The organism is Agromyces sp. P1_H4, assembly GCF_056405255.1.
This window is the reverse complement of sequence record NZ_JBFUCL010000001.1, coordinates 1-26647: the sequence shown is the minus strand read 5'-3', so window position 1 is coordinate 26647 and position 26647 is coordinate 1. Positions and strand designations below refer to the sequence as shown.

The following is a 26647-nucleotide window of genomic DNA, read 5'->3' as shown; positions in this document are numbered from 1 at the left end:
GGACGCCCTAGCGCTTCGCCGCCGCCCACTCCAGCAGGCGATCGGCCGGCCACGTCGTGACGATGCGCTCGGCGGGCACGCCGTTGGCCTCCGCCCGGACGGCGCCGAGGTCGAGGAACGAGAAGTGGCCCGGCGCGTGCGCGTCGGTGTCGATGCTGAAGAGGCATCCGGCCTCGAGTGCGAGCTGGATCAGGTCGTCGGGCGGGTCCTGACGCTCGGGCCGGGAGTTGATCTCGACCGCCACGTCGTGCTCGGCGCACGCCGCGAACACGGCCTTCGCGTCGAACGTCGACTGCGGCCGCGTGCCGCGCGAGCCCTCGACGAGGCGGCCCGTGCAGTGGCCCAGCACGTTCATGCGCGGATCGGCGATGGCGCCCAGCATCCGCTGGGTCATCTCGCGGGACTCGGTGCGCAGCTTCGAGTGCACGCTCGCGACCACCACGTCGAGCCGGTCGAGCATCTCGGGCGACTGGTCGAGCGTGCCGTCGAGCAGGATGTCGGTCTCGATGCCCGAGAGCAGCCGGATGCCGCCGCTCGCCTCGTTCGCCGCGTCGAGCTCGTCGAGCACCTCGAGCTGCTGCGCCAGCCGCTCGGCGCTGAGCCCGTTGGCGATCGTCAGGTTCGGCGAGTGATCGCTGATCACGAGGTACTCGAGACCCACGAGCTGCGCGGCGCGGGCCATCGTGCCGATCGGCGTGGTGCCGTCGGACCACTCGGTGTGGCTGTGCAGGTCGCCCTTGAGCTGGGCGCGCAGCCCGGCCGCGGGGACCGCCGGGCCGTGCTTCTCGCGGAGGTCGGCGAGGTAGGACGGCACGTCGCCCTCGACGGCCTCGGCGATCACCGCGTAGGTGGTGTCGCCGATGCCCTTCGTGCGCTTCAGGCGACCGTCGTGCACCCGGGCGGCGAGCTCCTCGGCGGAGTAGGCGCCGATCACATCGGCCGCCCGCCGGAACGCCTTGGACTTGAACGACGATGCGCGGTCGCGCTCCAGCAGGAAGGCGATCTCCTCGAGTGCGGCCACGGGATCCATCTGCCCATTCTGGCCCGGGGGCGTGCGCGGCGACACCCTGCGACGACGGTTCCGGATGCCTCGCGCCGACGCATCGCCGCGCGCGCGACTAGGGTGCAGGCAGGCGAGGATCCGGAGGTGCCGTGGGTGGAGTGACGAGTGCGGATGTCGCACGCGAGAGCGGGGTGTCCCGGACGACGGTGAGCTACGTGCTCAACGACAAGGCGGGCGTCTCGGTGTCGCCGTCGACCCGACGGCGAGTGCTCGAGACCGCGGCACGGCTCGGCTACGCGCCCTCGGCGGCCGCCCGGGCCCTGCGCAGCGGACGCAGCGACCTCGTGCTCTGCGTGCTGCCCGACTGGCCGGTCGGCCCCGTCGTGGAGACGATGCTCGACCACCTCGCCGACGAGCTCGCCAAGCGCGACCTCTCGGTACTCGTGCACCACGTGCGCGGCGATCGTCCCCTCGCCCACCTGTGGCGGGCCGTCACCCCGCGCACGGTGGTCGGGCTCGCGCCGTTCGACCCCGAGGACGTGCGGGCGATGCGGCAGGCGGGCATCCAGGTCGTGGGCGACGACGTCGATGCGACCGAGGCGGCGGCGCTCGAGGATCCGCAGCCGCGCATCGGACGGATGCAGGCCGAGCGGCTCATCGCCCGCGGCTGCCGCCGCCTCGGCTACGCCACGACCGACGACCGGCGGGTCTCTGACTTCGCGGAGCGGCGGCTCGCCGGCGTGCGTGCGGCGTGCGTCGAGCACGGGCTCGCCGAGCCGCTCGTGATTCCGGTGCGCGTCGACCCCGGGTCGGCGGCCTCAGCCGTCGCCGCCTGGACGCAGGCCGACGTCGACGGGGTCGCCGCATACAACGATGAGGTCGCGTTCGCCGTGCTCGCGGGCGCGAGGGATGCCGCGCTGGCGGTGCCCGCCGACCTCGCCGTCATCGGCGTCGACGACGTGCCGCTCGCCGCGCTCGCGTCGCCGCCACTCACGACCGTGACCCAGTCGATCGAGCACGAGGCGTCGTACCTGGCGGCGTGCGTGCTCGCCGCACTCGACGGCGCGGCTCCCCCGACCCGGCCGCATGACCCGCCGACGCTCGTCGCGCGCGAGTCCGCGTAGCGGCTCCGCACGACGCGAATCGCCGGCGACGGCCGGCCCCGGGGCATCCGGAGCGGTCATCGCCGGCGACTCGACGCGCAGCGCGTCAGCGCATCAGTGCGTCAACGCCACTGCCTCACGGCAGCGGGTAGTCCGTGACGTACTGGGGCGTGCCGATCACCGAGGTGTCGGCCGTGCCGCCGTACCCGTTCACGACGTGCTCGATGACCCCGGCGCTGAGGTTCACCGTCATGATGTGGTGCAGCGAGATGCCCTCGCCCTCGGGCGTCTCGAACCCGTTCGCGGTGACGATCGACGGGTTGTTCTGGTTGAACACGTAGACGCCGGCGCCGTAGAGCGCATGCTCGGTCACGTCGTCGGCCACCTTGTAGCCGGGGTAGCCGAGCGTGCCGTCGGGCTGGGTCCAGTCCGCCTGGGTGGGCGGGTCGTAGGGCAGCTCGTTCTGGTAGAGCACCGTCGTGCCGCGCTCGCCGTTCCAGACCGTGTTGTACGTCTGGAAGTGCTCGACGAACAGGCCGGTCGCGGTGACGTCGTCGCCGTTCACGACCACGCCGACACGCCCGGTGTTCGTGTTCCAGCGGTCGGTGTCGCCGTTCATGCCGTTCGTGAAGCCCTCGACGCCGTGGTCGCCGCGCCACACCCAGGTGTGGTCGATGAGCACGTGGTCGCTGTTCACGACGAGCGCGGTGTCGGCCTTGCCGATGTGCGGGCCGCCGACGCGGAAGTACACGTCGGAGAGCGTGATCGGGTTGGCCGGGTCGAGCTGCTTCGCGTGGCCCTTGCCGGGCTGGCCGACCTGCAGCAGCACGGGCGACTCGACCGTGCCGGCGTCGATCGTGACGCCCGCGACGACGATGCCTGGCGCGTCGTGCACCTTGAGCGGCACGGCGCCGTCGACCGCCGTGAGCGTCGCGTGGCCCATGCCGAGCACGACGGTATCGGCGCGCTTCACGTTGATGCTGCTCGCGATGTCGTACACGCCGGGGGTGAGCAGCAGGTGCTTGCCCTTCGCGAGGGCGGAGTTGATCGAGCCGACCGAGTCGCCCGGCTTGGCGATGTGGAAGTCGGTGATCGGGATGGTGCGTCCGGGCGTCTCGCCGTCGGCCCAGGTGACGCCCCGGGTTCCGGTGCTCGCCGAGGGCACGCGCACGGCGTAGCGTCCGCTCTCGTCGACGAAGAGGTAGGGCTTCTCGCGGCTCACGGGCGTCTCGTCGAGCGTCGTGTACGGCGGGTTCGGGAAGGCCGCGTCATCCGGTGCGCCCTCGACGCCCGAGAAGACCTGGTTCCAGACTGCGTTCGACCAGCCCGCCACCGCGCTGTCGCGGGTGAGCCACTGCTGCTGGGAGCCGCTGATCACAAACGGCAGGCGCGAGTCGGCGATGAAGCCGCCGCTCGCGTACTGGGGGCCCGCGGTGCAGTAGTCCATGAGCGAGAGGTTCCCGCCCGAGATGTCGAGGCGCCGCATCGACACCGCCTGCGACACGGCCCAGAAGTTCGCCGACCCGCGGCATCCGTCCTGTCCGGTGCCGTTCACCTGGAGCGACAGATTCGAGATCGTGCGCCAGAAGTTGACGAGCGCGAGGCAGTTCGACGTGCCGCCGTCGGCGAGGCAGCGGTTGTAGACCTCGATCTTGCCGGTGACGTCGACGTCGTCGGGCGAGGCGCCGAGCCCGGCGATCTCGGTGTAGTAGCCGACGCGAGCCTGCAGCGGGTCGGCGGCGGTGCCGTAGGCGCCGGGCAGGAAGAGCACGCTGTGCCGGGCGGTCGACATCTCGGCGTCGACCTGTGCGTCGGCGAGGTCGTCGAGCATGGCCTGCACCTCGTCCTGCGGGGTGCCGGGCGAGACGATCGCCACATTCGGCCCGAAGTCGGGTGCGAAGGGATCGATCTGCTGGCCGGGCGCGGCGTTGGCGGCGCCCGCGGCGCCGGCGACGGTGATCACCGCCGTGACGGCGAGTGCCGTGGCGATGCGTCGCGACCGGCGCGCGCGTCGTGATGTGGTGCTCATTCGGTCGTGTCCTCCTCGTCGAGGGTGAGCGCGCACCACGCACGGCCGGGCGTCGTCGCTGACGTCGTCGTGGCACGTGACGCGGTGAGTGACTCGTGTCACCTGATGGCGTACCGCTCAGGCTAGGGAACGCCGGGCGTTCCCACAAGGGGGTGCGAGCTACAGCTCGACGACGGTCATGCCCGACCCGGATGCGCCGGCCGTGCCCATCGCGTCGAGCGCCGCGGGCACCTCGTCGAGCGTGATGCGGCGACCGACGAGCTCGATGGGGCGGAAGTCGCCCGACGCGACCGCGCCGAGCATCGACGGGTACTCGTGGGCCGCCATGCCGTGGCTGCCGAGGATCTCGAGCTCGCCGGCGATGACCGCGTCCATCGGCATCGCGGCGAGCGCGCTGTCGCCGAACATGAGGCCGATCTGCACGTGCCGGCCGCGCTTCTTCAGGCTGCGCACCGAGGCGAAGGACGTCGCGCCGCTGCCGAACGCGTCGACCGACACGTCGACCCCGCCGCCGGATGCCTCCAGGATGCGTTCGGCCGCGCCGTCGCCGCCGCGCACCGGCACCGCGCCCAGCTTCTCGGCGGCGTCGAGGGCAGCGTCGGAGACATCCACCCCGAAGACCTTCACGCCCGCCGCGACGGCGATCATGATCGCCGAGAGGCCGACGCCGCCGCATCCGTGCACCGCGATCTGCTCGCCCGGAGCGAGCCGGCTGCGCGACACGATGGCGCGGTAGGCGGTGGCGAACCGGCAGCCGAGCGACGCCGCCTCGACGAAGCCGAGCGAGTCGGGCAGCCGGATGAGGTTGAGCGCGGCCTCGTCGACCGCCACGAGCTCGGCGAACGAGCCCCAGTGCGTGAACCCCGGCTGGGACTGCGCGTCGCACACCTGCTCGTTGCCGGCGAGGCATTCGGGGCAGCGGCCGCAGGCGCAGATGAAGGGTGCGGTGACGCGGTCGCCGACCTTCCAGCCGGCCCCGGGGTCGACCTCGGAGCCGAGCTCGGCGATCTCGCCGGCGAACTCGTGGCCGGGCACGTGGGGCAGCACGACGGTGTCGTCGTGACCCATCCAGGCGTGCCAGTCGCTGCGGCAGACGCCGGTGGCGCGCACGCGGATCACGGCACCGCGCGGCGGGCACGCGGGTTCGGGAACGTCCGCGAGGGTGGGCTGCTCACCGAAGGCGTTCACGAGCACGGCGCGCACAGGGCTCCTCCGATTCGGGTCGACGGATGTCGCGGCGGCTCGGGTTCGGGTGGCCCGGCGGATGCCGCGGGGCGGGCACCCGTCGCAGCCGGTCGCCCGCGACATCCGCGAGCCTACCGGCCCGCGACGGGGTGCGAGGCACGGGCGGAGCGGCGCCAGTCAGCGACTTCCCCCGCCTCGTCACGGATTGTGTAACAATATGGGATGCGATTCGTGGTGGCCGTGCTGCTCGCCTCGGTGTGCTTCGGCACGACGGGGACCGCGCAGGCCCTCGGGCCCGACGCGAGCGCGGCATCCGTGGGCGCCGCGCGCATCCTCATCGGCGGCGGTGCGCTCGGACTCCTCGCCCTCGCCCTCCACTTCGCCGGGCGCCGACGCGGCGCGACGGGGACATCCACCGCATCGACGCCCGGCGTCGGCACGCGGCATCCGCTGCCCTCGTGGGTCATCGTGGCCATCGGGGCCGCCGGCGTGCTCGCCTACCAGCCCGCCTTCTTCGCGGGCACCGCGACGAACGGCGTCGCGGTCGGCACCGTCGTCGCGCTCGGCTCGGCTCCGGTCATCACCGGGGCCGTCGACTGGATGCTGCGGCGGCGGTATCCCGGACACCGCTGGCTCGTCGCCACCGCGATCGCCACCGCGGGCGTCGCGATCCTCGCCACCGCGACCGATGCGGGCCACGCCGCGGCCGACCCGCTCGGGCTGCTCGCGTCGCTCGGCGCCGGCGCCTCGTACGCCGTCTACACGCTCGCGGCCAAGGCGCTGCTCGACCGCGGGTGGACGCCGACGGGCAGCATGGGCGCCCTCTTCGGCACGGCGGCGATGGTGAGCGCCCCGATGCTCGCGATGACGGATGCCGCATGGCTGGCCACCGGGCCCGGACTCGCCATGGCCCTCTGGCTCGGGCTCGTCGCCACGACGCTCGCGTACGTGCTGTTCGGAGCGGGCCTGCGCGGGCTCGCCCCGGCCACCGTGTCGACGCTGACGCTCGCCGAGCCGCTCACCGCCGGAATCCTCGGGGTCGCCGTGCTCGGCGAGACGCTGACCGCGGGCGGCGTGGTCGGGCTCGTGGTGCTCGCCGCCGGCATCGTGGTGCTCGCCACCGGCGGGGCGCGGAGGGCACCGGTGTCGGCGGCCCCCAGTAGCGTCGAGCCATGGACCTCATCCTCATTCCCGGCTTCTGGCTCGACGCGTCCTCGTGGGAGCGCGTGACACCGGTGATCGAGGAGGCCGGGCACCGGGTGCACCCGGTCACGCTGCCGGGCCTGGAGTCCGTCACCGCCGACCGCGCGGGCATCGGACTGCTCGAGCACATCGACGCGGTCGTGCGGCTCGTCGACACGTTCGACGAGGGCACACCGCTCGTGCTCGTGGGGCACTCGGGAGGCGGGGCCGTGGCGCACGGCGTCGCCGACGCACGACCCGACCGCATCCACCGGGTGGTCTACGTCGACGCGGGGCCGCTCGCCGGCGGCAGCGCCGTGAACGACGGGCTCCCGATCGTCGACGGCGAGATCCCGCTGCCCGACTGGTCGGAGTTCGACGACGCCGACCTCGTCGACCTCGACGAGGGGCTCCGCGAGGAGTTCCGGGCGCGCGCGATCCCCGAGCCGGTCGGCGCCGCCTACGACCCGATCACGCTCGCCGACGAGCGCCGCTACGACGTGCCGATAACCGTCATCGCGTGCGAGTTCCCGAGCGCCGCCCTCGTCGAGTGGATCGCGGCAGGGTCGCCCTTCACGGCCGAGCTGGCCAAGGTGAAGCACGTCGACTACGTCGACCTGCCCACCGGTCACTGGCCCCAGTTCACCAAGCCCGTGCAGCTCGGGCAGGCGATCGTCGCGGCGCTGGCCGGCTGAATGGCCTTGCGCGCGGCGACGCAACGCAAGGCGATAAATACTCACTAATGGGCGAGGGTCAGTCAACCCCCCCTCGGCCCCCCTTTCTGGGTGACGCAACCGCGCAGGTACGGGCGTAACGTGGGTGACACATCTCTCCCCTGTGAGATGTACATATCTCTCCCCTGAGATGGCACTCCGCACGACCAGCTGCCGTAACCTGCACGACAGCAGGCCGCTTCCAACCGGTCCCCTCCGGTCATTCTTCGAACCCGAGTCCCCAATCGAAGAAGCACGATGAAGCCTGCATATCGTCGGCGACCTCGCCGGCCCCTGAATACCCGAACATCCTCACGTCGCATCCGGACGCGAGCATGAGCGGCCTTCCGTCGAGACTCACGCCCGTCGTCCCATCGACGGTCCGCCGCTCGGCCCGGGACCGACCGGTGGTCGCGGCAGCCGGCGACGTGCCGGCTTCCGGCCCGCGCTGGACACGCCGGTACCAGGATCGACTGCGGTTCACCGACGCCGCGGTCATCGCCGCTGCCACGCTCGCGGCCGTCACCGTGCGGCTCATGGTGCTGAACCCGAACCCACGGGTCGCAGCCGAGGAGCTCCTCCAACCGGCGGGCATCCCGATCGTCACGGCGGTCATCTGGCTGGTGGCCCTCAGCGGCTTCCACTCACGCGATCCGCATGTGATCGGGGTCGGGGCAGCCGAGTACAAGCGCGTGCTCAACGCCACGGCGACCGCATTCGGGCTCGGCGCCATCCTGCTCCTCATGCTCCCCGCAAGCACTGGCCCGCGCTGGCACCTGCTCGTCGCCGCGCCGATCGGGGCGATCGCACTCCTCGTCAGCCGCTGGAAGTGGCGTCGGTGGCTCTTCCTCCAACGCCGACGCGGAGCGTACCTGTCGCGGGCGATCGTGGTCGGCGCGCGCCACGACGTCGAATACGTCGCCCGCCAGATCACCCGCGACGCGGGGGCCGGGTTCGCCGTGGTCGGTGCAGCCGTCGACGACGACCGGTCGGAATTGACCGTGGCCGGCACCAGCATCCCCGTCGTCTCGGGCACCGCCGGCGCGGCAGCCGCAGCGGCGGCCCAACATGCCGACGCCGTCATCGTCACGGGGCCGTACGGCAACGGTGGCGACGCGATCCGCCAGCTGAGCTGGGACCTCGAGGGAACCGCCACGGAGCTCGTGCTGTCATCGCGGCTCACCGATGTCGCCGGCCCCCGCGTGCACTTCCGACCCGTCGAGGGGCTGCCGCTGCTGCATGTCGAGATCCCGACGTTCACCGGGTGGCGCCATGCGGTGAAGCGAACGTTCGACATCGCCTTCTCCTTCACCGCGCTCGTGCTGCTCGCCCCGCTCATGCTCGTCATCGCTCTGCTGGTGCGGTTCGACAGCCCCGGCCCGGTGGTGTTCCGGCAGACCCGGTGCGGCCGCGACGGCGAGACGTTCGAGATGCTCAAGTTCCGGTCCATGGTGCCGACCGCCGAACGGGATCTGGAAGGATTGCTCGACAAGAACGAGGGCGCCGGCGTGCTCTTCAAGCTCCGCAACGACCCGCGCGTCACCCGCCTCGGCCGGAAGCTCCGCGCGCACTCACTCGACGAGCTGCCCCAGTTCTGGAACATCCTCGTCGGTGACATGAGCGTCGTCGGGCCGAGGCCCCCCCTCGTCGCCGAGGCGGAGTGCTACGAGGAGCAGGTGAAGCGCCGGCTGATGATCAAGCCGGGCCTCACGGGCCTGTGGCAGATCAGCGGGCGCTCCGACCTCAGCTGGGAGGAGAGCGTGCGGCTCGACCTCTACTACGTCGAGAACTGGTCCCTCACGGGCGACCTCATGATCGTGTGGCGAACCGCCAAGGTCGTCGCCAAGGGCGAGGGGGCGTACTGATGGCCACGCTTCCGGTCGCGCCTCCTTCGCCGCTTCGGATCGCGATGATCGGCACGCGCGGCGTTCCGGCGGCATACGGCGGATTCGAGACGGCGGTGGAAGAGGTCGGCTCACGCCTCGCCGCACGGGGCCACGAGGTCACCGTGTACTGCCGCGCGTCGACGGATGCGCCCCGCCACGAGTACGCCGAGATGCGCCTCGTGCACCTGCCCGCGCTGAAGCTGAAGACGGCGGAGACGCTCAGCCACACCGCCCTGTCGGTCGTGCACGCCATCACCCACCGGCGCCCCGATGTGGCGTTCGTGTTCAATGCCGCGAACGCGCCGTTCGTCCCCCTGCTCCGGGCGCGCGGAGTGCCGACCGCCGTGCACGTCGACGGGCTCGAATGGCAGCGCGGGAAGTGGGGGCGGACGGGGCGCGCGTACTACCGCTGGGCCGAGCGGTCGGCCGTGCGGCACGCCGACGCCCTCATCGCCGATGCGCGCGGCATCGCGGAACACTTCGCCGACGCGTTCGGCGCTCCGACCCGGTTGATCTCCTACGGCGCACCCGTGCAGTCCGATCCCGTCAGCGACCGACTCGGCGAACTCGGGCTGTCCTGGAAGGGATTCCACCTGGTGGTCGCGCGATTCGAGCCCGAGAATCACGTCGACGTGATCGTCGACGGCTACGTGCGCTCGGGAGCCGCCCTCCCCCTGGTCGTGGTGGGCTCCGCTCCCTATGCCGCCGCATACACGGCGCGAGTGCGGGCGAACGTACGCGACGATCCCCGGGTGCGCCTCCTCGGCGCCGTCTACGACCAGGACCTGCTCGACCAGCTGTATGCCGGAGCGCTCTGCTATCTGCACGGCCACTCCGTCGGAGGGACCAACCCCTCGCTGCTCCGAGCCATGGGCGCCGGCTCGGCTGTGATCGCGTGGGACGTCACGTTCAATCGCGAGGTCGCCGGCGATCACGGTCGGTACTTCGACCACGCAGCATCCCTCAGCGCCCTCCTCGAGGCCGCCGAGGAGGCGCCGGCCGTCGCCGTTCGCGACGGCGTGGCCCTGCGGGAGACAGTCCGGGTGCGGTACCGGTGGGACGACGTCGCCCTTGCGTACGAGGCGCTGGCACTGGACCTGCACGGCGGTGCCAGCTCGCGCATCTCGGTCGCGCGACGAGCGCAGCGCCACCCGTTCCAGCTGCCGGCGTCCACCTCCGCGACCACTCCCGCGGTCATCAGGAGGACCAGCCCATGAGCGCGCGCATCCGTGGCGACGAGGGGGCCACGTGGAGTGCTGCCCGAGAAGGCCCACTGGCCGTGGTGGTCGTGAACCACGGCTCGAGCGAGTTGCTGCGGCGCAACCTCGCCGCGCACGACCCACGCCCGGTCGCCGACCACGTCGTCGTGGTCGACAACCACACCACCGAGGCAGAGGCCGAGGCGGTGCGCGACCTCGCGCACCGGATGGGCTGGCACCTGGTGGCGCTTCCCCAGAACGTGGGCTTCGGTGCCGGGATGAACGCGGGCGTGGCCCGCGCGCAGGCGCTCGGGTGCACCTCCTTCCTGCTGCTGAACCCCGATGCGCGCATCGAGCCCGAGGTCCTCGCCGAGCTCCATCGCGATTGCGTCGCCGATCCGCTGCGGATGCTCGCGCCGAGGATCGTCCGAGACGACGGCACGACCTGGTTCGAGGGCGCGGTCCTGCGCGTCGACCGAGGCATCACGAGCACGGCACCCGGCTCCGACAGTTCCGCGGCGAACGGCTGGCTCACGGGTGCGTGCCTCATCGTGCACCGCGACCTGTGGGACCGGATGGGCGGGTTCGACGAGGCCTACTTCCTCTATTGGGAGGACATCGAGCTCTCGTGGCGTTGCCGCCAGGTCGGCGGCCGGCTCGGCGTCCGAAGCGACGTCTCGGTCGTCCACAGCGTCGGGGGGACGCAGCACGCAACAGGCAAGTCCTCGGCGTACGTCTACTACAACTGCCGCAATCGCATGATCTTCGCGGGCTCGTACCTTCCCCGACGCACCATGCTCGCCTGGCTCACGCATGCACCGAACCACGCCTGGCGTGTCGTGCAACGTGGAGGCCGCCGGGCGCTGCTGCGACGACCGCTCCCCCTGATCTGGGCGGCACTCCGGGGTACCGCCGCGGGCGCGGGCATCGCCCTCAGGCATGCACCGCGCCGTCCCGGAGAGCGCCGAGCTGCCGACCACGCGGTGTCCACCGACCACGCCGAACCATCGCGACCGGCCGAACCGAGTCCGAAGGTGCTCGTCGCCCACCCGTCGGCAGACCTCTTCGGGTCGGATCGCATGGTGCTCGAGAGCGTCGAGGGGCTCCTCGCCGGGGGGAACGACGTGATCGTGACCCTGCCACGCGGCGGCCCGCTCGTCGACGAGCTCGAGCGCCGAGGGGTTCGGGTGCGGTACTGCCCGACCCCGGTGCTGCGCCGAAGCCTCCTGCGGCCGCTCGGATCGGTCACACTCGTCGTCGAGAGCCTCAGAGGGCTCGTCGCCGGGCTCCGGCTCATGCTCGAGGAACGACCCGATGTCGTCTACGTCAGCACGGTGACGCTCCCGCTGTGGTTGGTGCTCGCCCGCCTGACGCGGCGGCCCAGCATCGCACACGTGCATGAGGCCGAGCAATCTGCGCACCCGGCGGTTCGCCGGGCGCTGGCGACGCCATTGCTGCTCGCGCACGCGGTCCTGGCCAACAGCGCCTACTGCGTGGAGGTCGTGTCCGGCGTGTATCCGGCGCTCCGCGATCGAACCGTGGTGGTCCCCAACGGCATCCAGGGGCCCGACCGGCCCGCAGCCTCGCGGGAGCGGCTGGACGGAACCTTCCGGGTGGCCTACGTCGGACGGCTCTCCGCACGCAAGGGAGTGGACACCGCCATCACGGCGGTGGCTGCCCTCCGCGCTGCAGGCGTGGACGCGACGCTCGAGATCGCCGGCTCGCCTGCTCCCGGCGGCGAGGAGGTGGTCAGGGCGCTGCACGAGCTCGCCGACGATCCCGCGCTTCAGGGGGCGGTCCGCTTCCTCGGCTACCGCGATGCGGTGTGGCCGGTGCTCGCCCACTGCGATGTGCTCGTCGTCCCCTCCCGGATGGAGGAGGGCTTCGGGAACACGGCCGTGGAGGGAGCGCTCGCCGCCCGACCCGTCGTGGTGAGCGATACGTCGGGCCTGCGCGAGGCATCCGCCGGGTTCCGTTCGATGCAGCGCGTCGTGCCGGGGGATGCCGCAGCCCTGCGGGACGCGCTCGGGGCCGTCATCGACGACTGGTCGGGCTTCCGTGCGCTCGCCGCCGACGATCGGATCGTCGCGGCGGGCCGGCACGATCCTGCACGCTATCGCACCAGCATCGCGACGGCGGCCGCGACGGTGCGGACGACCGCCGGCCGCTCATCCCGTGCGTCGTCGCCCTGGCGCGGCGCGCGCGGGCCGCTGCTCGCCGCCATGTCGGAGAGCGACGGCCCACCGTGAACGCGCGCCTGGCACCCGTCAACCCGAGACACCGAGGAGGTGTGCAATGGAACCTCGCGACTACCTGGACGCCCTCCGGCGCCGTTGGATCCTGATCGTGGCGCTCAGCCTGCTGGGCGGTCTCGTCGGGCTGCTCTACGCATCCTCGCTGCCGACGCTGTACCGGGCGACGAGCAGTGTCTTCGTCTCCACCTCCCGAGGCGAGACCACCAGCGAGCTGGTGCAGGGATCCACCTTCACGCAGGAGAACGTCGAGTCCTATGCACGCCTCGTCACCATGCCGATCGTGCTCGAGCCCGTCGTCGAGACGCTCCAGCTCGACCGGACGCCGGCGTCGCTGGCCAAGTCCATCACCGTGGACACGCCGCTCAACACGGTGATCATCGAGATCACCGCCTCGAGCGCCGACCCGCAGGAGGCCGCCGAGATCGCCGACGCCGTGACGGCGTCGCTGTCGAGCGCCGTGGCCCGGCTCTCGCCAGAGGGCCCGGGCGGCCAGCCCGCGATCACCATGACCACGGTCGCGCCGGCGAACGTGCCCACCGCCCCGTACTCCCCGAACACCTCGTTCATCGTCCTCACGGGCGTCCTCGGCGGACTGGCCGTCGCGCTGGTGTTCGCGATCGCGTCCGAGGCGCTCGACACCCGCCTGCGGGACGCCGCCGACCTCGCCCGCGTCACCGACGCCCCGCTCCTCGGCACGGTCAGCCGGCGCGCCGGACGCCGCTCGTCGAACCTCGTGATGCGCACCGCGCCGCACGGGCCGCAGGCCGAGTCCTACCGCCGCATCCGCGCGAACCTCGAGTTCGCCGACGTCGACCAGCCGATTCGCGCCCTCGTCGTGACGTCCGCCCTCGTCGGGGAGGGCAAGTCGACGACGGCCATCAACCTCGCGCTGGCGCTCGCCGAGAGCTCCGATCGCGTGCTCCTCATCGACGCCGACCTGCGCCGCTCGGCGATCGGCCGCCAGTGCGGCATCGAGGATTCGATCGGCCTCACCACCGTGCTGCTCGGCGAGGTCGACGTGGCAGAAGCGGTGCAGCGCTGGGGCGGGATGCTCGACATCCTCCCGTCGGGGGTCGCCCCGCCGAATCCCGGGCAGCTGCTCGGTTCCGTCGCGATGGCAGAGCTCATGGGCGCGCTCGGCCGTTCGTACGACTTCATCGTCGTCGACTCGCCCCCGCTGCTGCCCGCGAGCGACGCCCTCGGCCTCGCCCACCTCACCGACGGGGCGATCGTCGTGGCCCGTTGGAACTGGACGCGCAGGGGGCAGCTGGGCCGGGCGATCGAGTCGCTCGTCGCGGTGCGCGCGCGGGTCATCGGCGTGATCCTCGATCGCGTCCCGGCGTCCTCCGGATCCGAGAGCGGGTACGAGTATCGTGCGCGCGGCGAGCTCGCCGAAGCGCCCTCGCAGCGACCCGACACCCGCCGAGCCGACCGATCGAGGCCATCCGGGTCGCCCGACGGCCAGGCACCGACAGCCGCTGCGGCGCCCCCGACATCCGGCAGCGGAGCCGCGGAGCCGTCGACTCGACGCTGATGCGTGTGCTCCAGTCGTTCGCCGAGGGACGGTCGACGACGAATCCGTACCTCGTGCAACTCGTACGGGCGCTTCGACCGCGCACCGAGGTGCTCGGCTTCTCGTGGCGCAATGCCCTGTTCGCGCGGTACGACGTCGTCCACGTGCACTGGCCCGAACGCCTCTGCCGAGGCAGGACGCCGGCGCGCAGCCTCGCGCGGAGGCTGCTCCTCAGGGCGCTGATCGTGCGCCTGCGCATCGGGCGGATCGCGCTGGTGCGCACGCTGCACAACGAGGTGCCCCATGAGGAGGTCACCCGCGCCGAAGCCGCACTCCTCCGCCGCCTCGATGCGCTCACCGCCGTGTGGATCGCACTCAACCCCGCGACGACGAGGCCGCAGGCCGCACGGCCGGGCAGTCCCCTGGTGGTGATCCCCCATGGCGAGTACCGCGCCTGGTTCGAACGGATGCCCCGGCCGCCCTCCGTTCGGGGGCGGCTCGTCTTCGCAGGGCTGATCCGTCCGTACAAGGGCGTGGAGGCGCTCATCGACGCGTTCACGGCGCTCCCCGACGAATCGCTGACCCTGCGCATCGTCGGCGAGCCGACCTCGCAGGAACTCGCCGTGGCCATCCGCGCGTCGGCGGACATCGACGACCGGATCAGCCATTCCCTGACCTACCTGGCGGACGCCGACCTGGCCGAGGAGATCGGACGCGCCGAGCTGGTCGTGCTGCCGTACCGCAGGATGCACAACTCGGGCGCGGCACTGCTCGCCCTCTCGCTCGAGCGGCCCGTGCTGGTGCCGGCGAACGAGGTCACCGACGGGCTCGCACGGGAGGTCGGGCCAGGCTGGGTGGCCACCTTCCCGGGGGCGCTCTCAGCCGAGGTGCTGACGCGCGCCGTCCGAACGGTGCGAGAGACCCCGCGCTCGCCGTCGCCGGACCTGTCCCGACGCACGTGGCCGGTCATCGCCGAGCGGCATCGCGAGGCCTACGCGACGGCGGTGCAGCTCGTGCGCGCCTGAGCGTTCGAGCCGCGGTCAGCCGGCATTGGTGCGCACGAAGTCGGCGAGGCTCCGCGCCAGGTGGGTGGTGGTCAGGCCCTGCTCGACCGCGGCCCGTCCGCGTTCGCCCATCTGCTCGGCGGCCAGCGGATCATCGAGCAGCCGGATGACCCGTTCGCTCAGCGCCTCGGCACGACCCGGCGGCACCAGGAGCGCTGTGTCGCCCTCGTCCAGGTAGTCGTCCATGCCCGGCGACTCGGTGATGACGACGGGACGTCCGGTCGCCATCGCCTCGAGCGAGACCGTCAGGCCGGAGACATGGAGGTTCGGCCGGGTGGCGATGACGACGACGCTCGCACGGGCGTACATGCCCCTGAGCTCCACGTGCGAGAGCCGCGGCACCTTGGTCACGCCGGGTGGCGGCGTGGCATCCGATGCGCTCTGCACGACGACCTCGGTCTGCGGCCGGGCTCGCTTGAGCAGCGCGAGCGCGGCGAACAGCGTCTCGGGATCTCGGTCGCGGTCGCCGCCGACGCTGAGCACGAGCGGATGCTCCGGGTAGGCGCATCGCGGGAAGAACTCGGCGTCGACCCCGAAGGGGAAGAACTCCACCGGCGGTCCGCCCGGACCGACGAGCGCACGCAGGGGTTCGAGCTGAGCGCGACTGATGACCCAGACGCCGTGCATCGCGGAGAGCAGGCCCTGCAGTCGTCGTTGCCTGCTGGAGTCACTGAGCGCGTCGGTCGCCCAGATCACGCCCGTGAGCATGCGCCGGAAGGGCCGACCCTCCACCATCCGCTGTGCGACGTACTCGTCCCAGCTCACGCCGATTCCGTCGTTCATGAGCAGCGACCGCACTCGAGCCGGCGTGAGCCGCGCGAGCCGGGATCGTGCGCTCCCGACGGGGTCGATGCTCTCGGCGACGACGTCGAGGCCGCAGTCTCCCAAGGCGTCGAGGCCGTAGGGCCAGCGCCCCGGCACCTCGCCGACCGCGTGGCGCTGCTCCCACCCGGCAAGGTCTCGCTCCGCCCGGTAGAGGATGTGCACCCGTTCAGGCACCGGCATCCGGCCCCTCTCCGAGCTGCACGGCGTCGGCGGACGGCGGCTCGGCGCGCCGGCGCGCCAGGTCGCGCTGCACGTACCAGAGGTTGGGGATGACCTGGCAGAGGGCGACCGAGACGCTCAACGCGATCACCGCGCCGGCCGCGCCGAGGAGGCCGATCAGCCACCAGCTGAGGCCGAGCGTCAGCGGCACCATGATGACGACGGGGACGACCTGGAACCTGAGTCCACGTGCATCCGTCATGTACATCCCGATCGGGTACTTGGCGGCCTGCAACCCGACGAACACGACGAACCCGGCGACGAGCCATCCGTCCAACCGGAATGCGCCGTCGGTCACGAACGCGACGACCCAGGGGGACACGACGGCGAGCGCGCCGGCGAGCAGCAGGCCCCCTGCCATGAACCACAGCGAGGTCACCACCGGCGACTCCACGCGGGACTGGGCCCGTGCCGCGGCGTAGAGCGGCCAGAGCGCAAGCCCGGCCGCGGCAATCGTCTGCAGGATGACCCCGAAGAGCTGCGACGCGAGGTTGAACTGCGCGAGCTCATCGCCGCGCGTCATGTGGCTGATGAGGATGCGCTGCGTCTGCATCGCCAGGGGCAGCGCGACCATCTGCACGAGCATCGGCCACGCGAGCGCGATGACGGGCACGGAGGGCACGCTGCGCAGCCTCGGCACAGCTCGGAACGCGGTGCGGACCTGGGAACCCAGCGCCCGTCCGGCGAGCCAGAGGCACACGATGGAGACCAGGCCGCTCGCGATGTACGAGAACACCGCGAGCATGCTCCCCGCCGGCACCGCCAGCACCACCATGGCGCCGACGGAGAGCAGCATGAACGGCGCCACGATCCCCTGAGTGGCGACCTGCTGGTTCGTGCGACGAAGACCCACGAGGATACGCTGACCCACGGTGAGCGGCAGGACGACGGCGAAGATCACGGTGCAGAGGAAGGCGGCGGTGCTGCCGCCGTCGGCGATGAGCCCCTCGCCGAGTATGGGCTCCCACCATCCGAGCGCGGTGATGAGCACTGCGCCGGTGGCGACGACCGCGCCCGAGACGAGGAGGATGCGGACGGCGGTGACGATGGTGCGCTGCACGAACGAATCGCGGCGTGGATCTGATGACCCCGCGACGGCGTTGATCACGACGGCGGCGATGCCCAGATCTGCGAACGGGACCAGGTTCGGCAAGGTGGTGAGCAGCCCGTACTGCGCGTACGCGGCGGTCCCGAAATGGTCGATGATGAGCCGGCTGGTGATGAGACCCAGCACCCCCGACAGTGCCATGACGAGCACCTTCGCGGTCGCCGTCGATCCCACCACTCCCCAGAGCCCGCGCTCCCGCCGACCGGTGTACCCGGCGGACTCGGTCGATCCGTCCGAGCCGGTGGAGCCGGCCGCCGTGGCGCCCGCTCGGGCAGCGCGAGCAGCACGGCTACGCGACCCCAGCATGGCGCCTCCCCTCAGCGCCGTCGAACAGCCAGGCGTCAGCGGCGCGGCGCCCGTCGACGTCGGGGAGGCCGGCGAGGACGGTGGCCGGCGGGATGGGACGTCGAAGCGCATCCACGAGTGCCTCCGCCAGCTCGCCCGCGTTCGTCGGCACGCCGACGACCCGATGTCCGGTGCGGCCCAGCCAGTCGGCCAGCCCGGTCTCGGTGGTCGTGACGACCGTGCAGCCGTGGGCGAGCCCCTCGACGATCGGCAGTCCGATCTGCTCGCGCCACCCGGCGACCGGCTGGGAGGGCAGCGCCACCACGCTGGCGCCTCTGAGCTCGCGATGGATCCGTTCCCGGCTCGGGTCGACCACCAGTTCGATCCGGGGGTCGCCGGATGCCGCCGCCTCAGCCTCGTCACCGAGAGCACCCTTGCCGAGCAGAACGAGGACGGCGTCGGGGAGCTCCGCCCGCACCGACACCCACGCCGCGAGGACGAGCGGGAAGCCCTTGCGTTCCGCGAACGCGCCAAGGAAGACGAGCCGGCGCGTTCGCATGGTGCCGGACGCGCACGTGCACGGGCTCGGCAGCGCCGGAATCAGTCTCGCCTCCAGGTCGTGGCGCGGCGGCATGAGGGCGTCGTAGACGTCGCGTGCCGCCGCCGAGCCGTAGACGACGCGGTCGAGGCGCCGCCACACGGCACGCCCGAGCGCGAAGTCCAGCCGCCGCCCCAGCCGGCGGCGCAATGAGCGCGGGCGAGCCGGCTCCCGCGGATCCTCGTTCCCGATGGCGTAGCAGACGACGCGCGCCGTCTCGCCGGTGAGCGCCGCCTTCAGCCGGACCGCCGCGACCGCGAGCGCGGCACCACGCACGGCCGGGAGCATAAGCGGTTCGTTGACCTCGAGCTCGTGGACGCGTGAGCGGGCGAGCATCGCCGCCGTACGCCAGCGGCCTGCCTGCACGACGTCGAGTCCGGCGAGGAGCCGCTCGTCGAAGTCGTAGCGTCGCGACGTGAACAGGATCGCAGCGGGGGCGAGCTCATGGGCGCGTTCCAGGTGGGCGGTGCGCAGGGTCTGGTAGACCCTGGCTCGCGCCGTACGAATGGGACGCAGCCGCACCTGGACCCCCTGCCTCAGGTCCGCTTGTACTCGGAGTACACCAGGCCGAGGGCGCCGGTGAGCATTCCGGCGCCTCGCGCAGCCAGACGGAGGCCGCGAGCGTTGTCGACCGCCCGCCGGGTCACGAGACCCGACGCGAACCGGAGGGCTCCGATGACCACACGGGCCGACCCTCTGACCAGCAGTGCCCCGCGTACGATCGCGCGGCGACCTGTCCTCGCGCTGGTCAGGTGGATGCGGCTCCAGGCGTTGCCGATCCGATAGGCGCGGCGCAGCACCCAGTCGCGGCTGACTCGATCCGGCGGCACGATGTCGTGGACGACGGCCTCGTCGCACCAGACGATGTCGCCGCCGTGCGTGCGGACGTGCCTCGTGAATGCCGAGTCCGATCCGCCGCTGATGCCGAATCGGGGATCGAACCGGGCGCCGATGCGTCGCACGACCTCGAGGTCGAGGAGCAGGTTGTTCGTGGCAGCGATCTCGACCCGCGTTCCGGTGGGCATGCGCCGGCGCACGAAGAAGCGCCCGGCGGCGATCCAGTCGTTCGGCGGTTCGTCGAACCTGGAGATCACGGGCCCGACGACCGCGGCGCACCGTTCGGCGCGCCACGTCTCGAGGAGCAGTCCGAGCCAGCCGGGCGCCGGCCGCTCGTCATCGTCGATGAAGACCAGGAGCCGGGCAGCGACGGATTCCGCGAGGGCACGGTTGCGCGCCGACGCGATGCCGGGCACGGGCTCGTGGACATAGCGGACGGGGTGCCCGACGGCGAAGGCCTGGACCTGTGCTGCCGCGCCGCCCTCGGGGTCGTTGTCGACCACGAGGATCGTGACGTCCGCCTCGACCGTGGCCGCCTGCTCGATGAGCTCCGGGATCACCTCGGCGAGGTCATGCGGCCGCCGGAATGTGAGCACGGCGATGACGACGCGGATGCGGTCCAGAGCCGGCATCGGGTCCTCCCTCGCCCTCGGTCCGTGCTCATCCGGCCGGCTGCGCCACGAGATCGTCGAGGGCCACGGTCAGCGGGACGACGGTCGCCGTGCCGCTCACGTAGACCGAGAGACCGAGCCCGCCCGGTGCCTGGAGGGCTGCCGTGGCATCCGTGGTCGTGAGCTGCCACGCCGCGGGCTCTGCCGAGCCGACCGTCCAGACCTTCGCACGGATCGTCGTGGGCGACGTGCCCGTCACCTGGAGTCGCACCTGCAGCTGCTGCCCCGTCGCGTACGTGATGCCCGCGATGTTCACCGCCTGCAGCGTCGTTCCGCCGCGCATGAGCTGCAGTTGCACCACGTTGGCCGACGAGACCTTCACCCTCGCGCGGTAGTCGTCGCCGCCGACGGCACGGCCGATCACCGACACGTAGGCGCCCCCGCCGGAAGCCGCCTGCTGCAGCGCCAGCTCGACCGTCACGTCAGTGTCAGTCGACGTCGCGCCGTTGAGCAGGCTCGTCGTCGTCGCGCCCGCGCCCGCCGTGATCCTGGCGGCCCCGCCGTTCACGGCGAGGTTCGAGCTCGATCCGCTCCACGTGCCGCCGAGATCGGCGGTGCCGAGGCTGCCCGTCGTCGCGCGCTCGAAGGCGTCACGAGCGAACGGCACCGGCTGCCCCGGCTCCGAGACGGTCACCGACTCGGTGTCGGTGCCGGTCGCTCCGCTGTTGTCGGTCACCGTGAGCGTCACGGTGTAGGTCCCGCCGGCCGCGTAGGCATGCGAGGCCGTCGCTCCGGTATCGGTCGCACCGTCGCCGAAGTTCCAGGCGTACGAGGCGATCGTGCCGTCGGGATCGGAGGACCCGCCACCGTCGACCGCGACCGAGAGTCCGCTGGGCGTGGCGGTGAACGCGGCGACGGGCGCCTGGTTGTTCGCCTTCACGGTGACCTGCTTGCTCACCGAGCCAGCGGCTCCGCCGTTGTCGGTCGCCGTGAGGGTGACGGTGTAGGTGCCGGCGGTCCCGTACAGGTGCGTGGCCGTCGCTCCACTGCCGGTCGAGCCGTCGCCGAAGTTCCAGGCGTACGAGGCGACGGTTCCATCCGAATCCGTCGATCCGCGCCCATCGACCGCGACGGTGAGCCCGTCGGACGTCGAGGTGAAGGCGGCAACCGGCGGCTGGTTGCTGCCGACGCCGGTCTTCCCGAGCTGGTAGTGGTTCGCGATCGCACTGGCGGAGAGCACCTTGGAATACACGACCGCCTCGTCGATGTCACCGGCGAAGTAGTTGCTCGTGGGGCGGTTCGGCCAGCCGCTGACGTTGTCGCCGCCGATGCGCCAGTACCCCAGGTACATGTCACCCACGGTGACATCCGTCCGCTGTGCAACGCGGACCCCGTCGACGTAGAGGGCCATGCCGGCCGGACCGAGCGTCCCGGCCACGTGGTGCCACTGGTTGTTGTTGAGGCCCGCGCCAGAGCTGACGATCTGCGCCGTTCCGGGGAACGCGCCGAAGTTGATCCGTCCCGCGTTGTCCATGTAGATGTGGCGGTCGTTCCTGCTCGAGTTGCCCGAGACCGAACTGCCGAAGCCGATGATCTTCCCGCCGGTGATCGAGGCCGTCTTGAACCAGGCTTCGATCGTGAACGTGTTCGGCGGCACCTGCAGCGTGTTGCTCGAGACGTACCCGCTCGTGGTGCCGTTGAAGCGCGACGCCTTGCCGGGATCCCCGGCGATCGCCCCGGTCACGCCACGCGTGACCCCGGTGTTCGCGGTGGCGTGGTCTCCCGACTCCCAGTCGGAGACGGTGGACCCGCTCGCCTCACCGAGCGGCCAGTACTTCGCGGCATCCGCGAGCACCGTCGTGTTGTACGAGCTCAGCGATCCCGTCGTGCCGGCGGCCAGCGTGGTCCAGTCACCGGTGCTCATGTTGCCGAACGCGTCGATGGCGCGCAGTCGGTACGTATGGCTGCTCCCGGGCGCCAAGCCCGTGTCGGTGAAGCCGATGCGCTGCCGGTTCCACACGACCGAGCGCGAGGTGGTCTCGTACACCGGCGTCGTCATGTCGCCGTCGCGGTACACGCGGTACACGAGGGCCTCGTTGTCGCGGTCGAAGTTGGAGACCCAGCTGACCCCGACGGCGCCCGCCGCCATGCCCAGGCCCCGCGGCACGAACTCGGCAGCAGTGATGCGCGGTGGCTGCTTGTTGGGCGCGATCTCCTTGAGGGCGAACCGCACGAGGCCCTGCTGGCGCTTGTTGTTCACGATGGTGAACTCGCCGCCGTACGAGAGGTACTGGCCGTTGGTGGCGATGTTCCACGGTCCTTGGTTCTGCCCGGTGAAGCTGCCCGAATTGATCTCGGGGTACCACGTCAGCATGCGGGGCGCCGGCGTGCCCTGCCAGTTCGTGTATCCGTAGGGATCGCGGCCGGCGACGCCGTCGGGGTAGTTGGTGAAGGCGAGTCCGCGATAGAAGGTCCACGGATCCGTCTGCGGGAACCCGCCGGGGACGTTGCCGCAGTAGTGGGCGTGCGCGGTCGTGTACACGACGTCGCCGATGGGCACCGCGGAGTAGGTGTCGCCGTGGCAGTCCTCGACCCATTCCAGGGCACCGCCGTTCCAGCTCGCCTTGAAGGTTCCCTCGAGTGTTCCGCCCGCGCGGCCGAACGTGTAGCCCGTACCGTAGACGCTGTTCGCATCGGAGCTGAGGCTGAGGATCGCGCCCTGGCTCGTCCCGTTGCGCACCTTGGAGTTGATCGCCCACGGCAGCACAGCGCCGGTCGTGCCGTTCAGCGAGGCGAGCCCGTACCCGGGGCTCGAGGAGCCGTTGACCGAGGTGAATGAGCCGCCCACGACCACCTGGCTGCCGTCGGCCTTGACGGTGAGCGCCTCCACGCCGCCGTCGTTGATGGTCGCAGTCCACGGGAGCAGGGCACCCGTCGAGGTGTTGAAGGCGGCGAGCTTGGTGCGCGTGGTGTTGCTGGCGCTGGAGAAGGCGCCGCCCACGTACAGGGTGGAGTTGGTGGCGGCGAGCGAGGTCACCCGGGCGTTCGTGCCGGGGTTCCAGGGGGAGACGAGCGCGCCGGTCGCGGTGTTGAATGCCGCGACACGGTACCGGTTCTGCCCGCCCGCGGTGGTGAAGTTGCCGCCGATGTAGATGCGAGAGCCGTCCGGCGATGCCACGACGGCTTGCACGGCACCGTTGGTCCCGGGGTTCCAGGAGTCGACCAGGACTCCGGTCGTCAGGTTGTACGCGAGCAGGTTCGCCCGCGGCACGGTGTTCGCTCCCGCCGCAGCTCCCGCCGGTTGCGCCGTCGTGAACTCGCCGCCGACGTAGACGGTGTTGCCGACGATCGCCTGCGACCACACGACCCCGTCGATCTGGACCGTCGGAAGGGCGTCGGCCGCCATCGTCACCGGCGTGCCGGGATCCGGCGGAGCGGTGTCGGCTGTGGCGGGGCTGGCCGCCAGGAACAGCGATGCCGCCACGGCCGCAGCCGTGGACAGCGCCACCAGACGGAAGGGGGTACGAATGGCTGTGCGCATCAGGAGGCCTCGGGTTGGCTTCAAGGGCACGATTCGGGTACGCGCCGTTGGCCAAAGTCTAAGTGACGATTCCTCATTTCCATCTCCCCCGAACGGGGGATCGACAGCCCCCGTTCGGGGTCGCCGCTGGATCTGTGCTCAGCGCGGCGCAGCGCCGTGGAACACGACGACGGGAACCCCGACGGCGTAGTCCACCGAGATCGTCACGTCTCCGCGTTGGTCGGGCGGCACGTTGAAGACGAAGACACCGGATGCCTCGCCGCCGGCGCCGGCCTCCGCGGGGAACGGCTCTGCTCCGGGACCGCTCAGCTCGGGTGCCGGGTTCTGATCGGGACCCGCGAACACGTTGACGACGGTCGTTCCGAGTGGCACCGGCTCCGAGGTTCCGTTGACGATCTCGAGGCGGAAGCGGATGGCCGGTCCGGCGACCTCACCACGACCCGCTGCCTCACCCTCGACCGCCTCGAGTCCCGAGATGGCGAACGTCACCCCGGGAACGACCTCTGCCGTTTCGTCGAACCCGACCGGCGGAGCCTCCACCGGAGGCGTCGGATCACCGCTGGCCGGCGCGGTCGTCGTGGGTTGCGGTGAGGCGGTGTCCGAGGAGGTTGGCCGCGCCGATCCCGCCGTCGGCCCCGATTCGGCCGTCGTGCCGCCGCGCGGCCAGACGAGGACCGCGACGACCACCGCAGCGATGACCGCCGTCGCGCCGGCGATCCACCACCACCGGGCTCGTCCGCGTCTCGTCCCGTCGGGTTCGGAACCTGTCGATGCAGCCATCGCAAACCGCCCCACTGCCCGTCCGGGCGGAAACCGATCGGGCGGGCCCTCGTGTCTCTGGACGGATCGTCAGGCCTGACGATCGTTCAGCCATTAAACACGAGGACCCGCCCGAGGGGGAGTCCCGCGGTCAGCCGCGGTGCACGGTGACGAGGGTGTTGTCCGGGGTGTAGTAGTTCCGCGCCAGGGACGGGACGGTCGTCGAGGGTGAGATGACCGCGCAGTTCTCGACCTTGGTGGTCCGTCCGAACGTGTTGTCGTTGATGACCACTCCCGCGATCGGGCCCTGGCCCTTCTCCGCGATGTTGATCGTGCAGCCGCCGCCGTCGAGCAGGTTGCGCTCGAAGGTGACGTTCGACACGATGCCCGCGTCCTGGGTGATCTGGATGCCCGAGTTGGTGGCGCCGCTGATGTTGTTGCCCACGAACCGGATGTTGCTGCCCGCCTGGATCTGCACGGAGTCGTCGTGGCTCGGCGTCCCGCCGTGGTTGGGGTCGCTCTCGTAGTGGAGGTTGTCGTGGAGCCACGACCCCTCGACCGTCACGTTCCCGCCCACGAGGTGGATGCCGTCGATCACGCCGTGGATGTCCAGTCGAGTCGCGGTGAAGTTCTTGCCGATGATGCCCATCGCGTACGGCGATGCCTGGCTCGGGAAGATCTCGGTGTCGATGATCTTCAGGCCGGTGTTGCCCTTGTTGTTGCTGATCATCGCCGTCGTGTAGGTCAGCGGCTTGCCGCGCACGATGGAGTTCTTGATCGTGACGTTGTCTGCACGCACCGAGACGGTGCCGCGGATGTCGAGGCCGTCGATGACCGTGCCCGCCGTGGTGATCACGAGGTCGCCGTCATGCACCGTGAGCGCCGTGCCGGCGGGCACTCCGGTGCTCGCCGCATCCGGCACGGCCGGCGTCGGGGTGGGCGTCGGCGTCGGCGTCGGGGTGGGCGTGGGCGTCGGGGTGGGCGTCGGCGTCGGGGTGGGCGTGGGCGTGGGCACCGGGGTGGCCGCCGCCGTCGGATCGACGACCTCGCCGAGCACCCGGGCCGTCACGCGAACACTGGCGTCGCTCGTCGAGACCGTGATGGCGTCGCTTCCCGCGGAGACGGGGAGCAGCACCGTATTGGTGGACGTGACGTCGGGGGAGGCGTTCATCACGGCGGTCTTCGCCGACGAACCGATGGCCGCGGCGATCGCCGTGTCACGCCACTGCCCCGCGACGTCGAACTTCACGAGCACCGCCCGCGTGCCGGCCTTCACCCCGGTCAGCGGGAGGGCGACGGACCCGCCTGACTTCGCGACGACGGACTCCGTCGGCACGGCCGCGGTCGTCCCCTGCATGATGCCGCCGTCCTGTGCCGTGGCGGACTGCCGGAAGAAGCCCAGCACGTCGACATCCAGCCGTCCCGTGCCGACGTTGTTGTAGAGCGCGATCTGGTTGCGGTCGGCACCGCCGAGCTTGACGATCGCGAACTTCGCGCGGTCACTGCCCGAGATGGGGTTCAGCACCGAGGTGCTCGCGCAGTCGGAGGTGCTCTGACCGGCGGGGCAGGCCGCGACGTAGCTGGAGTTCGAGAAGCCGTTGGAGGTGAGGTTCACCGCGACGGCCGTGGCGTCCGCGGGCACGCCCGGGATGGTCACGGTCTTGCTCTCCCGTTCGGCGATCTGGAGGTCGTTCGCTGCACTCGCCGGGCTCACCGCCTGGTAGCGCGAATCGGTCGGCGTCGCGGAGTCGGCCTTGATGAGGAATCCGCTCTGGTCGACGTAGACGGTCGTCGCGGCGGTCGCCACGACCAGGATCTGGCGGCCGGCGCCGAGGGCCACCGGCGCCGGGGAGGATGCCGCCTCGCCCGCCTTGCTCTTCAGGGTGGGTTTCGCCAGGCAGTCGGCGACGCCCACGTCGGCCGCGCACACGGCGAGCGTGGCGCCGGCCGGAGCGCGGGTTCCGGTGACGTTGAGCCAGACGGCCGTCGCGCCGGCGGGACCGCCGGCGACGTCGACGACGCGCGACTCACCGGCGGCGAGTTCGACGCCGGCGAGCAGTCGCTTCGGGTCGGTGGGGCGATAGAGCGCGGGGGCCTGGGCCTCCACGACGGATGCCGCCGACGTCGGCGCGACGGCCGTCGACGCCGCCTGCGCGGGTGAGGCGACGAGCCCGACGGTGGCGAGCGACGCGGCGGCGGCGATGGCCGCAACGGAGAGGGAGAGGAGGCGGTTGAGTGTGAGACGGGGGGTGGAGGAGCGGAAAATCGGCATGCGTGATGAAGTCATGGAGTTACGTATCAGTGTTCCGAGTCGAGGGATGGAGACCACGTGCCCTGGGGCTCCGGCAAGGTCACGAAAGTGTTACAAAGGCCTTGGGCAGTGTCAAATCTCCTGAGATAACGCTCCCATTCGGAGTATTCTCTCCGCTCCCTCGCGCTGCAGACGAGACGTTACGGCATAGGCTCGCCCACGATGGCCGACCACATCCTGCTCGTGTGCACCGCCAACCAGTGCCGCTCGCCGTACGCGGCGGCGGTCCTGCAGTCGGTGCTGCGGGAGGCCGGCGCACAGCGGGTGGCGCTGGCGAGCGCGGGCACCGACGTCACCGCAGGGCTGCCGATGTGCAGGGCGGCAGCTGAACGACTGCCCGACCTCGAGGCGACTTCGGCGCACCGAGCCCGCGCCCTCACGGTCGGCGATGTGGCGACGGCGGATCTCATCCTGGTCGCGG

General features: G+C 71.4%; 19 protein-coding genes. 9 read left to right on the top strand and 10 right to left on the bottom strand.

The features are described from left to right. Positions 1-7 precede the first annotated feature (7 nt). The gene (locus tag AC1DY2_RS00095; RefSeq protein ID WP_476760551.1) at positions 8-1030 is read right to left on the bottom strand and encodes a PHP domain-containing protein; all 1023 of its coding nucleotides are present in this window, start codon (positions 1028-1030) and stop codon (positions 8-10) included. Between the two features lie 122 nt (positions 1031-1152). Here AC1DY2_RS00095 and AC1DY2_RS00090 point away from each other — a divergent pair, with 122 nt between their 5' ends. After that, entirely contained in the window at positions 1153-2127 is a 975-nt protein-coding gene (locus AC1DY2_RS00090; protein ID WP_476760550.1) for a LacI family DNA-binding transcriptional regulator, read from the top strand. 115 nt (positions 2128-2242) lie between these two features. On the opposite strand, the gene AC1DY2_RS00085 is transcribed toward AC1DY2_RS00090, so the two are convergent. Continuing rightward, a complete protein-coding gene (locus tag AC1DY2_RS00085; protein ID WP_476760549.1) occupies positions 2243-4135 on the bottom strand; it encodes an adenylyl cyclase in 1893 nt (630 codons plus the stop codon). A 159-nt stretch (positions 4136-4294) separates the two neighbouring features. Further along, positions 4295-5338, bottom strand: a complete 1044-nt coding sequence (locus AC1DY2_RS00080) for a zinc-dependent alcohol dehydrogenase family protein (protein WP_476760548.1) — start codon at positions 5336-5338, stop codon at positions 4295-4297. A 204-nt stretch (positions 5339-5542) separates the two neighbouring features. On the opposite strand from AC1DY2_RS00080, the gene AC1DY2_RS00075 reads away from it, so the two are divergent. The 7 genes from AC1DY2_RS00075 (at position 5543) to AC1DY2_RS00045 (ending at position 15093) form a co-directional block, all read left to right on the top strand. After that, positions 5543-6550 (top strand): EamA family transporter, encoded by a 1008-nt coding sequence (locus AC1DY2_RS00075; RefSeq protein ID WP_476760547.1) that lies wholly within the window; start codon positions 5543-5545, stop codon positions 6548-6550. Next, a complete protein-coding gene (locus AC1DY2_RS00070) occupies positions 6493-7197 on the top strand; it encodes an alpha/beta fold hydrolase (RefSeq protein WP_476760546.1) in 705 nt (234 codons plus the stop codon). Before AC1DY2_RS00075 ends, AC1DY2_RS00070 begins: the two co-directional genes overlap by 58 nt. A gap of 425 nt (positions 7198-7622) precedes the next feature. Beyond that, positions 7623-9080: a sugar transferase gene (locus AC1DY2_RS00065; protein ID WP_476760545.1), complete on the top strand. Its 1458-nt coding sequence runs from the start codon at positions 7623-7625 to the stop codon at positions 9078-9080. Then, positions 9080-10318 (top strand): DUF1972 domain-containing protein, encoded by a 1239-nt coding sequence (locus AC1DY2_RS00060; RefSeq protein ID WP_476760544.1) that lies wholly within the window; start codon positions 9080-9082, stop codon positions 10316-10318. Before AC1DY2_RS00065 ends, AC1DY2_RS00060 begins: the two co-directional genes overlap by 1 nt. Then, positions 10315-12549 carry a glycosyltransferase gene (locus AC1DY2_RS00055; protein ID WP_476760543.1) on the top strand — a complete coding sequence of 745 codons (2235 nt, stop codon included), beginning with the start codon at positions 10315-10317 and terminating at the stop codon, positions 12547-12549. Before AC1DY2_RS00060 ends, AC1DY2_RS00055 begins: the two co-directional genes overlap by 4 nt. 46 nt (positions 12550-12595) lie before the next feature. Then, positions 12596-14089, top strand: coding sequence for a tyrosine-protein kinase domain-containing protein (locus AC1DY2_RS00050; protein WP_476760542.1), 1494 nt, complete (start codon positions 12596-12598; stop codon positions 14087-14089). After that, positions 14089-15093 carry a glycosyltransferase gene (locus AC1DY2_RS00045; RefSeq protein ID WP_476760541.1) on the top strand — a complete coding sequence of 335 codons (1005 nt, stop codon included), beginning with the start codon at positions 14089-14091 and terminating at the stop codon, positions 15091-15093. The genes AC1DY2_RS00050 and AC1DY2_RS00045 overlap by 1 nt, the downstream gene beginning before the upstream one ends. A gap of 15 nt (positions 15094-15108) precedes the next feature. Here AC1DY2_RS00045 and AC1DY2_RS00040 read toward each other — a convergent pair whose 3' ends face one another. The 7 genes from AC1DY2_RS00040 to AC1DY2_RS00010 all read right to left on the bottom strand — a co-directional run bounded on the left by AC1DY2_RS00040 (position 15109) and on the right by AC1DY2_RS00010 (position 26187). Next, complete coding sequence (locus AC1DY2_RS00040; protein WP_476760540.1) at positions 15109-16137, bottom strand: glycosyltransferase family 4 protein; 1029 nt, start codon at positions 16135-16137, stop codon at positions 15109-15111. Next, positions 16124-17590 carry a lipopolysaccharide biosynthesis protein gene (locus tag AC1DY2_RS00035; RefSeq protein ID WP_476760539.1) on the bottom strand — a complete coding sequence of 489 codons (1467 nt, stop codon included), beginning with the start codon at positions 17588-17590 and terminating at the stop codon, positions 16124-16126. The genes AC1DY2_RS00040 and AC1DY2_RS00035 overlap by 14 nt, the downstream gene beginning before the upstream one ends. Further along, entirely contained in the window at positions 17574-18689 is a 1116-nt protein-coding gene (locus AC1DY2_RS00030) for a glycosyltransferase (protein WP_476760538.1), read from the bottom strand. Before AC1DY2_RS00030 ends, AC1DY2_RS00035 begins: the two co-directional genes overlap by 17 nt. A 14-nt stretch (positions 18690-18703) precedes the next feature. Beyond that, positions 18704-19636 (bottom strand): glycosyltransferase family 2 protein, encoded by a 933-nt coding sequence (locus AC1DY2_RS00025; RefSeq protein WP_476760537.1) that lies wholly within the window; start codon positions 19634-19636, stop codon positions 18704-18706. Positions 19637-19664: 28 nt separating this feature from the next. Further along, complete coding sequence (locus tag AC1DY2_RS00020) at positions 19665-23156, bottom strand: PKD domain-containing protein (protein WP_476760536.1); 3492 nt, start codon at positions 23154-23156, stop codon at positions 19665-19667. A 138-nt stretch (positions 23157-23294) separates the two neighbouring features. Then, the gene (locus AC1DY2_RS00015) at positions 23295-23645 is read right to left on the bottom strand and encodes a hypothetical protein (protein WP_476760535.1); all 351 of its coding nucleotides are present in this window, start codon (positions 23643-23645) and stop codon (positions 23295-23297) included. 421 nt (positions 23646-24066) lie between these two features. Then, on the bottom strand, positions 24067-26187 hold the full coding sequence (locus AC1DY2_RS00010; protein WP_476760534.1) for a right-handed parallel beta-helix repeat-containing protein: 2121 nt from the start codon (positions 26185-26187) through the stop codon (positions 24067-24069). A 201-nt stretch (positions 26188-26388) separates the two neighbouring features. Here AC1DY2_RS00010 and AC1DY2_RS00005 point away from each other — a divergent pair. Continuing rightward, positions 26389-26647, top strand: a 259-nt coding sequence (locus AC1DY2_RS00005; protein WP_476760533.1) for an arsenate reductase/protein-tyrosine-phosphatase family protein, incomplete at its 3' end; no start/stop codon positions are given.